Consider the following 12,100-nt stretch of genomic DNA (forward strand, 5'->3'; position numbering starts at 1 on the left):
TTAATGTAGATTAATATATGTTATATTGAAAGCGATGTCAACGATTTTTTACATGTAGTAACTAATAAAAAATTGATCAATACCTTACTGATAATCAATGGGAAACAAGGATAGATAGAAAGAGGTTCGCAGTATGATGCCCGCTCTATTTAGAAATAAAAAAAGAGGCGACCCAAATCAGTAGATGATTTTTGGGTAGCCTCGAATGATGCAGTTTATTGCAATTACATCAGAATTGATCTAGTACTTTCGCGGATAACAAGCTTTGTATCAATTACTTCATGGTAGTGTAGCTCGGAATTCTGCTTATGTATTCGTTTTATTAATATTTCAAAAGCTTTACGAGAAGTTTTCCCCTTGGAGTTGCTTACACTCGTTAATGGGAAGGGAATGAAAAACCGTGATTGAATATTATCGAAACCGACAACACTAATATTCTCTGGAACCTTGATGTTATTTTTGCTCAGGGTAAAGATGGATTCCCAAGCCATCATATCATTAAAAGCGAATATTGCGGTAAAGTGCAGCTTCGATTTGATGACTGCACGGAGTTCATTACGAGAACCGCCAGAGATATTAGATACTTCACGGATAAGCTTATCATTACTAGGAATTCTCCATTCTTCCAGTGCGCGCTTGTAACCAATGAGCCGTTCACGAGCACTAGAAATCGTATGATGTGCATTCAGAAACAGGATGTCCTTGTGACCTTGTTCCAATAGGTGCGAGGTAGCTAAATATCCACCTTTCTCATCATCACTAACTACATAATCCATCGTTTCATTCTCCAAATGGCGTCCGAGCAGCACGAAGGGAGTTCCCATGCGTTGAAGAATCTCCATATTATTGTCATTTCCTTGCGAGGGGCAAATAATAATACCATCTACATTCTTGGACAAAGCGGACAAAATGGCTTTTTTCTCCGCTTCTTGGTCCTCATATGAATTTAAAATGATCGTCGTATAGTCTTGCATTCTTGCAGCTTTCTCAATTTCTTTTAAAGCGATTGAGAAGTGGGGATTTGAAACATCAGCCACGATAACAGCAATTGTTTTTGTCATACCCGAACGAAGTGAGCTAGCTAATGTATTGCCAATATAGCCGAGTTCTTGAGCTTTTTCTTGAATAAGCTTGATTGTGGAAGCAGAGATATCCTCTTTATTTTTAAGCGCACGAGAAACGGTGTTGACCGTAAATCCTGTCTGCTCAGCGATGTCCTTTAGTGTAGTTGATTTGACGATTTTTCGTTCATTTACTTCTTCCATTTCATCATTCCTTATTCAGCGATTCGGCAGTCCGTTATTATATGCTTTAAATACTAGTGATACGTAGCTAAGTTGTCAACATGACGGTTTGATCAAGAAAGGGTTGATATTTCGCGTACATTCGCATCATCTTAATGATTTTGTCACGATGAAGAGTATCCTCTACAAGTCCATTTACAATGACTTACAGAGCTATAAATAGCACGAGTTGATTAAGATATAATGGAATGAGAAGATATTTTATTCACTGAAAGGCCTCATTAAAGAGGAACTGGCTAAAACTCAACTCTGCAGGTTATGCACAATACTCTCCACTCCAATTCCTATAGTGCTTATCATGAGTACGGACCACCCTTCGGGGTGGTTTTTTAGAAAAATACTGGAGCTGTAACAATTTCTGTGCTCAATCCAGCAATTTTGTTAGAAAAAGCTGGAGCAATGAGAAATGGTAATTATTGTTGTATTGTTTGTGACAAATCCTTTATCGAGCTGTTCGACAAGAACTTTAAGTGCACTTCAAGTGGATGTGGGTCTTTTTTATTTCAAAGAAAACTTTATTTTCTGCTGATAGCCGCCATTTTCCTGTTGTCACGTCTGGGTTGAGAGTATGACGATTCCCAAGTATTTATGGATAAAACATGCGTAATATCTATGATAATGATAGAAATAATAATATTGATCAATGATTATTGAAAACATACAATTAACTTCGTAAACAACCTTAATTAAACTAACTTATAAGGAGGATCTGATCATGTCAAACTATTTTCATTATTACAATCTCTTACAATCAACACAGAAATCAGTTGGGACTTCCTACCTCGATGAATCGTTTGCTTCCATCTCCAAAATGTTCAAATGTAATCATTAACTCTTACTAGTGAATTATTGGGTTAATTAAAAACTGTTTAATTTAACTGTCAAACATGTCGATTTTCTAATTTGAATGAGATTGATTAGGTTAATATATCGTTGTCTCAGCTTAAAATGGTACTATGTATTTAAGCAATCAGCTACTTTAAACTAGTACTTTGCATCATATTTTATCTAAACAAAGGAGAATCTCAAATGGGAAATTCAATATTTGACAATTTTAAGTGGATTAATGAAAGCAAGGCAACCTTTGAAAATGACAAATTGATTATTGAAGCCCCTGCAGAAAGTGATTTCTTCTGTAATAATGGCCCCGTTTCCGAAACAGGAATTACACCGGAAAATCTTTGCAATGCACCATTTTATTACAAAGAAGTTACTGGAGATTTTGTGATGCGTGTTCAGGTTTCTCATGATTTCAGGGATACTTACGATGCGGCGACCATTATGGTTATGCAAGATCTTCAGGTGTGGGCTAAAGCATGCTTCGAACAGACAGATTTTGGTACACATGCTGTAGTAAGTGTTGTCACGAATCATCATTCGGATGACGCTAACGGGTGTAACATTAAGGGAAATCATGTATGGTTACAGGTTGCAAGAGTTGATAACTCATTTTCATTCCATTATTCGTTGGATGGGGTTAAGTTTGATATGATGCGATTCTTTAGCTTACCAGTCGATAAGACAATCAAGGTGGGACTTGTAGCGCAAGCGCCAATAGGAAAAGGTGGAGAACGAGTCTTTCAAAACTTTTCATTGACAAATACAAAGGTTAACAATATTCGATATGGGGTATAACTGGATTCGAATATGTTCGTTAACAAATATAAAGAGGTTTTTCCAAGGTATAAGAAACTGATTAAGCTGCGATAACCCCAAATAAGTGTGGGATTATCGCAGTTTTTTTTATTTATAATACATCCGTATTCCTGTAGCGAACTGCCCGAACCCGAATACTTCTTAATATCTTCATTGGCATTATTTGTATTAAGAGAGAGGTGCAATATAAACTCACTTGATAACGAAGAACGCATAAAATCAATTTATTGCGAATCTACCGATTTCTCGACAGGCTGAAGCCGATCAGCAATAAAGAAACAAAGCAGTACGGGAACCAGCGTAATGGCATTCACGAGTATAAATCCCCATGTTCCAGCAGCTATCCTTTGGTACCAATAGTAGTCAGATAAAAATACATACACCATAACAAGCCAGACGGCTGAAAAAGTAGACACGATGATATAAGCTTTCACAATGATATCTCACCTCTGAGCTATTATTCCTTTAGCGCAACCCAATTATGCTACGAATAAATTACCAATTACAGCGCATAATGAAGCAATCGGTAAGGGAGGTTCAATATGGAACGTCGTGTCACTACAATAAGCAACTTTCAAATGATGACCCTAATCGTCATTTCAACGATCGGAACCTCGAGTCTTTACGCCCCTGCAACATTTGCCGATTATGCGGAACGAAACTCTTGGTACTTGGCAGTGGCGGGAGGAATAATGGGGCTCATAAATTTGTTCGTTTTTTTGAAGCTCAATCAACTTTACCCGAATAAAAATATCATTTCCATTTGTACGCATCTGCTTGGTTCTTGGATCGGAAGCGTTATGGCCTTTTTATTTATCTGCTATTTTATTGACGTAACGTCTTGGGTTTTACGCGAGTTTTCCCAGTTTTTTATTATCGTTTTAAATCCGCTCATTCCGCAGATCTGGTATTTGTCTGCCGGTGCTATCATGTGTGCGTACGCGGCTTATCATGGCCTTGAAGTGTTTGCGCGTGTTTCGGAAATAATATTCTTTGTTACGGTAACCACCTTTTTGTTGATCTACATGCTGCTGATCAACCAATATCACCCCGAATATTTGCTTCCAATACTGGAAAACGGTCTGGCTCAGCCGCTCAGGGGGCTTTTACTTTCCATGTCATGGTTTGGTGATTTGATGTTTATATCAATGGTCCTGCAGCATGTTCGTAAGACGAAGCACACGACTGCTTATGCCATGAGTGCCGTGGGCATTACTTTGCTTCTGCTTTTGATGTCGATCTTATCGTGCACGATGCTGTTTGGGGGCAAGACGACGGCAACCTTTACTTACCCGAGCATTAGTCTCATTCAAAATATAAAGCTGTTCAGCAACATAGAACGGTTTGATGCCGCGCTCGTTGTTGTTTGGGTGATGAGCTCGTTTATCAAAATAACGGCATACTTCTGGTCCGCGCACCAAGGTCTTTCACAATTGCTGCGGCTCCGCAAGCCTCACATGTTCATTATTCCGATGGCCATTGGTTTTGTTATCGTCTCCAAGTTCAAAGTATGGGGATTAATCGAGCTATCTGCCTTTTATGACAGCCAGGCTTGGTATTTTGTTATGTTTCAGCTATTCATTCCAGCCTTGCTGCTGTTTATTGCTTTGATCAAAGAGAATATGAAAAAAAAAGCAGGTGAATGCTGTGGGCAACAACAGTAACAACAAAACAAAGCTCACGAGCAACGTTTGCGATAACAAACGATTGCTAAAGGAATACATGCAAGCGACGGATGATCTGGTTATGGTTCATTCCACCCTTAGTCAGGGCCAGTCTGCTACGGTATGTTATCTAAATGAAATGACTGATACGAGGAAGCTTGATCTTATGCTGATTCGATATAAAGAAGACGAAAACCTGCTGACTGCTTTCCAAATGGACGAGAAGGTCTACACCATCGAGGATGCCGCGGACTCTCTTGCGGCTGGCCTATCGGTACTACTTTTTGATGAAAAAGAATATGCGATATCCATCAATACGCTCGGAATTCAACTGCGAAGCGTGGATGAACCGGTAACTGAAGCGGTAGTGAAAGGTCCAAGAAGCGGATTTACGGAGTCCTTGACCAATAATCTAGCTTTGATCCGTTATCATTTTCCGTCTCCCATCTTAAAGGTTGAATACCGCAAGGTAGGTCACTTGAGTAAAACAAACCTCATCATTCTGTCACTTGGTGGAATAACGAATCCGGAAATTTTAAAGGAAGTCCACTTAAGAATCAGCGAAATTCCAGCGGATACGATACTGGAAGGCAACTACGTGGAGGAGTGGATTACCGATAACCGCGGGACCTTATTTCCGTTAATTGAATCGACAGAGAGGCCTGATCGAGTTATCGGCGCATTGCTTGACGGCAGAATTGCGGTCATTGTGCAAGGAACGCCTTTTGTAATGCTTCTGCCGTTCGTTTTTTTGCAAGCATTCCAAGTGAGCGAGGACTACGCCTGGAATTACTATATAGGCTCTGTGATGCGCCTAATTCGATTTCTCAGCGCAATGATCGGCATGCTGCTTCCTGCCTTTTACGTAGCTACGGTTACGTTTCACCATGAGCTGGTACCGACGACGTTACTGCAGAGCATAGCATCGGCGAAAGAGCCTGTTCCTTTTCCGGCGGTGGTGGAAAGCTTCATGATGATGATCGCTTTCGAAATTATGCGCGAAGCGGGCATCCGCATGCCGAAGCAGGTCGGACAAGCTGTCAGCATCGTAGGCGCCCTCATATTGGGGCAAGCAGCCGTAGCAGCTGGAATCGTATCCCCCATTATGGTTATCGTCGCTGCTCTAACCGGAATTTGCACGTTTACGCTGCCTCCTACGGCTGTTAACTATGTCATTCGTATGCTTCAGTTCGGAATGACGCTGCTTGCTTCCTTGCTAGGATATGTCGGAGTGATGATTGGAATCATTATGCTCTTGACGTACCTCGCTTCGCTTCGCTCTTTCGGCATACCTTATTTGGGACCTGCTTCACCATTTAAGTTCGAAGAATTAACGGACATTATCGTTCGTAGGCCGCATTCCATGAGCAATAAACGACCCGGATTGTTTCGTTCGATTCAAAACAGGCGATTCTCGGGTAAGCAAAGATGAAAGCAAGAAAATGGTTTGCTGTCGCGGTAATTGTTGTTTGTTTTATTAATACGGGCTGCAAGGGCAGTATGGAGCTTAACGAGCTCCATATTGTACATTCCATTGCCATTGACAAAGGGGAGAACGGTGCGGTTAGATTAACGGCTGAAATTGCGAGGCTGACAACTGGTGGACAACAGCCGAAGGGGATGCAGGAGCGAACGTTTTTTTTATCCACGGAGGGTAGAAGCTTATTCGAGGCCGCCCGTCTCATGAGATCGAAATCGGACCGAACGCTGCTTTGGGGCCACACGTCGGCCATTATATTTAGTGCGGACCTAGCCAGGAGCGGAATTGATAAGATGTTAGAGGATATCCGACGGTTAAGACAATTTAGGAATTCAACTTTAGTATACGTAAAGGAAGGTACTGCCTTTGAAGCGTTAAAAGTATCTATGCCAAACGTATCCATATCTTCTCAAGCACTAAGGGGTTTATCCGAGGGAGGGAACACGACTGCCTTAACCCATAAAACTACTTTCATTGATGTCTATCAAGAATTAATTAACCAGTACAAAGACATAAGCATTCCGTCGGTAGAGATTGTTAGTGACCAGGTAGATAAAAAACTTCAATTGTTGCAGACGAAGGGACTTTTTGCTTTTAAAGGTGATCATCTCGTCGGTTTCTTGCATGTACAGGAGACAAAAGGCTTCCTTCGTGCTTCAGGCCAGATGAATGGTTCTTCCGAATCGATCGGGTGTGGGCGAAAGAAGGAGATGCTGACATTTGAAAACATTAATAACCGCAGCGTCATACATCCTAATGTGGATCAGCAGCTCAAAGCAATTGTCAAAATAGAAATTTATGCGGATCTGAATTTAACTAGTTTACAATGCGCAGATACGAAGATCGATTCGAAAGAGGTAGCCGCTTGGGAGAGAGCGCTAAATGAAAGCATTACCCAAGAGATCGATCGGTTTATCCAATTTTCCAAGAAAAATAAGGTTGATATGCTTGGGATAGGAGAAATGATTCATCGAAAGCAGCCAAAATATTGGCGTAAAATGAAGGATAATTGGGAGGAGTACTATCCGGAAGTGAAATTTGACATACAGGTGCATACGAGAATAGATCATACGAATTTTACTTCTTGAGTCATAAGGCTGGTAGTCATTAAACTGATTACGGCCTTTTATGCGTTAAAAGCAAGCAACGGTATAGGAAACAAAGACCGAACGATGAGACTGAAACGGTACAAGAAAGTGCTATTGGCGAAGGTCCAATAGCCCTATCCTCTCCAGAACCCTCAACAACGCCACGATTAAAGGGTTAGGATTTCCCTCCACACAAAAGCCTGAACACGCTACTCTTTTCCGCCCTATTATCGTCACTAGACATAACAATACGCAACTTCACAAATCCAGCATTGACAGTGGTGGTGTCCTTTATTATACTTTCATTACACACGGTGTGCAGTAAATGATCTTGGTGTAATGCGAAATGAAAATGAGAGGATGGCAAGCACGGATGATAACATCAGAGAAGCCAGCTTCCCGCTCCTGGGTAAAGTGGATTTTAATTCCGGTCTATCTGCTAATGATGTATCCGCTTAAATTACGAAGGTGGCTTTACCGCTATCAGCCAGAACCTGTGGAGCAGTGTTATGGCGAACTAGGGCCGCATCGTAGTAGAAGTGTGGTAATTAAGGAAGAGGATGGGAATCCGCAATACAAAATCTATTGCCCGGAGGAGATGGACGAAGCTTGTCCTGTTATTGTTTGGGGCAATGGGTCGGATGCTCAGCCTGAGAATTATGATGCGCTGCTGCTTCATTTGGCGACTTGGGGCTTTGTTGTAATCGACAGCTATTGCCGTCATACGGGCACAGGCCGAGAAGTTGCAGATACGGTCCGTTATGCCCTGCAGGAGAATGTTAATCCTGCAAGCCCTTTTTATCGCAAGCTGCTGATAGACCGCATTGGTGCAGTGGGTCATTCCCAAGGCGCGACAGGGGTCCTGAATGCAGAGAATTATCTGGATGAGCCGCTTCAGACGGTGGTTACGATTGCGCTGCCTGCTCAGATGTGGTGTGAATCCAAGGATATTTATAAGATCGAAACGCAAACTGCTGCATTATTTTTCATGGCGGGAACACATGACTTTATGATCTCGCCAAAGTCCTCCAATCGGAGTGCCTACGCAGCGGTTCGATCAGGCCAAGCAGCTGTTATGGCGATGACGAGAGCGGCTCATCATCTAGAGAGCATGGGGCAGGGCGGCATGCATAGAGGTTATTTGACCGCATGGCTGCGTTATCGGTTGGCTGATGATTCAGATGCAGCGGCAGCTTTTACTGGAGAGCATCCGGAGCTGTACCGCAATAAAGGCTGGAGCGGTGTCCATTCACAAGGACTGAAGGCTGTTAATTATGAGAGAAGAGGGGAATTAGCATGCAAAGGCTGAAGCGAACATTCTTTTTTATTGTTGCAGTGGCAGTCCTTTCCATTGTCTTTGTCAGCCGTAAGGTTTTCAAAAGACCAAGCCAAAAGAATAGCTTCCGTGATACGAAACCGGGCAAGTGGAACAAGGTAAAGCTTAGCAAGCAGACAATGGCCACAGATGGTTCAACGTTTTGCTTGTATTCTCGCAAAGGCAGCAGCCGAAATTTGATGGTCTATTTCTGCGGGGGCGGGGCCTGCTGGGATGCAGAGACAGCGAAGATCCCGTTGTCCCTGCGTTCTTATCTCAAGTACGGGCAATTTGGCTATTATTTCGCCCGAATTCCGTTCTACATCTTTAATATGCATCGTGGGATCTTCGATCAACGTCCAGACAACCCGTTCTCCGAGTGGAATGTCGTCTTCATTCCTTATGTCTCAGCTGACTTCCATACCGGCACTGCTGCAGTTACTTACAGCGATGAGAAGGGAAAGAAGGTGCGGCATATCCGTCATAATGGCAGGAATAATGTGGAGGAAGCACTGCAATGGGTGTATGCTAATTTCGACACACCGGATAAGCTTCTGATTACAGGCTCCAGTGCTGGTGGGTTTGGTTCAGCCTTCTATGCCAGTGACATTGCGAGCCATTATGCAGATGCAGAAATCTATCATCTCTCTGACAGCTCCTTCCTTGCTTCCGAGCAATGGCCGAGTATTGTAAACAAGCAGTGGAATACTGATTTCACACGCCAGTTCGCATTTCCGATGGAGACCGATATGATTGGGGCGGCGTTCCGCCACAATGCGAAGGCCATGCCTGCTCATGCTGTGCTCATGCATGCTTGTACGATTAATGACAAGGTTCTCACCTCATTCCAGAACCGTCTTAATGGCAAAGGAGACGATATTGACCCGCAAAGTTTGGAGGCATGGAGCCAGCAGTTTCGAGCGGCTACCCGCCAGCTTGACGAACAACTGCCTAATTTTTATTATTTTCTTACAGAATACGGCTATGATAAGGAGAATCACACGACTCCGCATACGCTGCTGCCGATGCAAGCCTTCTATGAGGCTGAGGAGGAAGGGCAGAAATTAGTGGCATGGCTGGATAGCATTATTCACAAGCAAGAACGCAGCTCTCGAGGCACACGCTTCCTGCATAACGATGCAGAAGCGGGCCCGAGTGCTGCCGAAGAGCTCAGCACTACAGGATAGGGGAGCACATGATGAAGCTTAGAGAGAAACAACTGCAGCTTACCAGAGAAATGATTAAAGAGGCGGCGCTGGCCGCCTTTTGCGAGAAGGGGATTGAGGGTGCGGATTTGGTACTCGTTGCTACCCGCTCAGGCGCATCCAGACGTACCTTGTACCATCATTTTAAGGATAAGGAGGAGCTGGCCACTGAAGTGTATGTAGATAATCTGAAGCGCATGTTCGGACGCTTGCTGGTGGAGTTCGATTTTAAATCCCCGCGTGCTTCTATTGAAGCCATTCTCGACAAGTATTTGTGGTTAAGAGAGCACCAGCCAGATCTTCTCTATTATGATTCGCTCTTTAGTGTGTATTACGCCAGTATGGGCAAGAATCCGGCGAAACTGGAGGCATTCAAGGAGCTGATCAGCGAGGAGACACGCTTGTCGATGAGTGCTTTTGCCACTGAGCGCGCAGCCGAAATTCCTAATGATGAGAAGCTGGCTTGGATCGAACGGACGCGAATGATTACACATTTGTACTTCATTTATTTACAAAAGTCTGTCTTGATTTGCCGGCAGAACGGTGACGCAACCAAGGCAGAAGAGCTGGAGCAGAATGCGCGTTATAAGGATTTTTTGCTTAGCCTATGGGAAAAGCAATGAATACACAGCGCAGAATCAAGCTTCGAAATACGATGCGATTCAAACTCATTGTGGGCGTAGCCGCCATTTTGGTTCCGCTCATTGTGCTGCTCAATTTCAACCAATATTATGCCGCTCAAGTAGTACGTAAGCAAGTCGCTGAGAGCAATCAGAGCTTTATCACCCTCTATATGAATCAAATTGATGGACTGCTCGATGAAATCGACAGCTTCTTAATTAACATGGTGGCTTCTGACTCGAACCTGCTGCTGCTGGACCGAAGGCAGCCAGAAGCCGAGACGGCACTGCTAAAGGTACAACTGTCCAAGCAGCTATGGAACGAAAACTCCCGTAATGGAGCAGTGGACGGCTTTTTTATTTATAGCACACTAGATGCAAGCTTCATAGAAGCATTCAGTCCACGCCCATCCTATATGGAAAGAGTAGCGGTATCCGATGAGGTTACCCGTAAGCTGAATGCGTCCCCCACACAGTCTGAGCTTGGGGGGCGTGACTGGCTTGTACGACAGATCGATGGCAGCTATTATATTCTCCGCTTGCTTCAGGCAGCTCCCAACACTTATGTTGGCGCCTGGGTCAAGGCGGACACACTTCTCATTCCGTTTAACCTGATTAATTTAGGCGAGAGCGGTTTTTCGCTATTTTCTACAGAAGCTGGAGAGCCTATGCTGCATGCTGAAGTGGTTCGCGAAAAACAAATTGATTTAAGCTTTGCCTCTGGTGGATATAGCTTATCAGGTGGTCCCGAACGTTATCTGACGGTAGGTGAACGATCCCGGCATGGTGGTTTCCGACTGGTTGCGCTTATACCAGAGCAAGATATTTTGAAAGGTTTTTTCAATCTCTGGAGCTGGAATAGGTTTGTCTCTGTGGGTTCAATATTGCTGATTCCCTTGAGTTTGGTGCTGCTTCGCAAGATGATTTTGCTTCCGATCAGAAGACTGCTATCTGCCATGAATCGAATCGGTGAAGGGCATATGCAAGGGATTCCAGAATCTAAAGCCTCAACCGAAGAATTTCGCGTCGTTAACGATCATTTTAACCAAATGCTTTCCCACATTAGAGAGCTAAAAATCCATGTTTATGAGGAACAATTAAGCAAACAGCAGGCGGAGCTTAGGCAGCTGCAGACAACGATTAATCCTCATTTTTATTTAAATTCCCTTAATATGCTGCACAGTTTGGCTGCTGTACGCAATTATGAATTAATCCAGGAGATGTCGCGCTGTCTCTCGGACTATTTCCGTTACATTTTCCGTAGTCATGTCTCACTCGTCTCTCTCGGGGATGAACTGATGCATATGCGCAATTATATACGTATTCAGGAGCTGCGGTTTCCAGATCAGCTGAGCAGTGAAATTGAGGTGCCATCTTATCTGCTGAACCTCGCTATACCCCCGCTTGTGATTCAAACCTTTGTGGAGAATGCCATCAAGCACGCCTTTACGCTGGAAGCGCCATTCCGGCTATCGATTCATGGAAAGCTGGAATCAGATGGTCAGCTGCCTCGCATTCTACTCGTTATTGAAGATACCGGAGAAGGATTTACCCCAGAGCTGCTGCAGCTCTTAAATGAGAAGAGGAACTTGGAGCGGGAGGACGGGAGCAGGCATGGCATCTGGAATGCTTGGCGCAGACTGGAGCTATTGTATGGCGGAAAAGCCGACCTTACCTTTCGTAATCTTCATTCAGGCGGGGCTCGAGTAGAAGTTCGTTTACCCATGAAGTCATTCCCGGAAGGTGAGGAGGGCACGCCTTGCTGAAC

At 43.8% G+C, this 12,100-nt stretch carries 10 protein-coding genes; 8 read left to right on the forward strand and 2 right to left on the reverse strand.

Annotated elements, in window-relative coordinates:
• Positions 1-224: 224 nt before the first annotated feature.
• Positions 225-1,265, reverse strand: coding sequence for a LacI family DNA-binding transcriptional regulator (locus tag ACIFSR_RS15895; protein ID WP_430058222.1), 1,041 nt, complete (start codon positions 1,263-1,265; stop codon positions 225-227).
• Positions 1,266-2,333: 1,068 nt separating this feature from the next.
• Here ACIFSR_RS15895 and ACIFSR_RS15900 point away from each other — a divergent pair.
• On the forward strand, positions 2,334-2,939 hold the full coding sequence (locus ACIFSR_RS15900) for a DUF1349 domain-containing protein (protein WP_339203174.1): 606 nt from the start codon (positions 2,334-2,336) through the stop codon (positions 2,937-2,939).
• A 245-nt stretch (positions 2,940-3,184) separates the two neighbouring features.
• Here ACIFSR_RS15900 and ACIFSR_RS15905 read toward each other — a convergent pair whose 3' ends face one another.
• Positions 3,185-3,394: a hypothetical protein gene (locus tag ACIFSR_RS15905; RefSeq protein ID WP_339203172.1), complete on the reverse strand. Its 210-nt coding sequence runs from the start codon at positions 3,392-3,394 to the stop codon at positions 3,185-3,187.
• 108 nt (positions 3,395-3,502) lie between these two features.
• On the opposite strand from ACIFSR_RS15905, the gene ACIFSR_RS15910 reads away from it, so the two are divergent.
• The 7 genes from ACIFSR_RS15910 (at position 3,503) to ACIFSR_RS15940 (ending at position 12,098) form a co-directional block, all read left to right on the forward strand.
• Positions 3,503-4,624, forward strand: a complete 1,122-nt coding sequence (locus tag ACIFSR_RS15910) for a GerAB/ArcD/ProY family transporter (protein ID WP_339203170.1) — start codon at positions 3,503-3,505, stop codon at positions 4,622-4,624.
• Entirely contained in the window at positions 4,608-6,056 is a 1,449-nt protein-coding gene (locus ACIFSR_RS15915; protein WP_339203168.1) for a spore germination protein, read from the forward strand. Before ACIFSR_RS15910 ends, ACIFSR_RS15915 begins: the two co-directional genes overlap by 17 nt.
• Positions 6,053-7,192: a Ger(x)C family spore germination protein gene (locus ACIFSR_RS15920; RefSeq protein ID WP_430058226.1), complete on the forward strand. Its 1,140-nt coding sequence runs from the start codon at positions 6,053-6,055 to the stop codon at positions 7,190-7,192. The genes ACIFSR_RS15915 and ACIFSR_RS15920 overlap by 4 nt, the downstream gene beginning before the upstream one ends.
• Before the next feature lie 373 nt (positions 7,193-7,565).
• Entirely contained in the window at positions 7,566-8,501 is a 936-nt protein-coding gene (locus ACIFSR_RS15925; RefSeq protein ID WP_430058229.1) for an alpha/beta hydrolase, read from the forward strand.
• Complete coding sequence (locus ACIFSR_RS15930; protein ID WP_430058232.1) at positions 8,489-9,694, forward strand: pectin acetylesterase-family hydrolase; 1,206 nt, start codon at positions 8,489-8,491, stop codon at positions 9,692-9,694. Before ACIFSR_RS15925 ends, ACIFSR_RS15930 begins: the two co-directional genes overlap by 13 nt.
• Positions 9,695-9,702: 8 nt before the next feature.
• Positions 9,703-10,335 carry a TetR/AcrR family transcriptional regulator gene (locus tag ACIFSR_RS15935; RefSeq protein WP_430058235.1) on the forward strand — a complete coding sequence of 211 codons (633 nt, stop codon included), beginning with the start codon at positions 9,703-9,705 and terminating at the stop codon, positions 10,333-10,335.
• Positions 10,320-12,098, forward strand: a complete 1,779-nt coding sequence (locus ACIFSR_RS15940) for a histidine kinase (RefSeq protein WP_430058238.1) — start codon at positions 10,320-10,322, stop codon at positions 12,096-12,098. The genes ACIFSR_RS15935 and ACIFSR_RS15940 overlap by 16 nt, the downstream gene beginning before the upstream one ends.
• Positions 12,099-12,100: the final 2 nt, after the last annotated feature.

It is taken from the genome of Paenibacillus sp. NRS-1760 (assembly GCF_050467785.1).
GTDB lineage: Bacteria > Bacillota > Bacilli > Paenibacillales > Paenibacillaceae > Pristimantibacillus.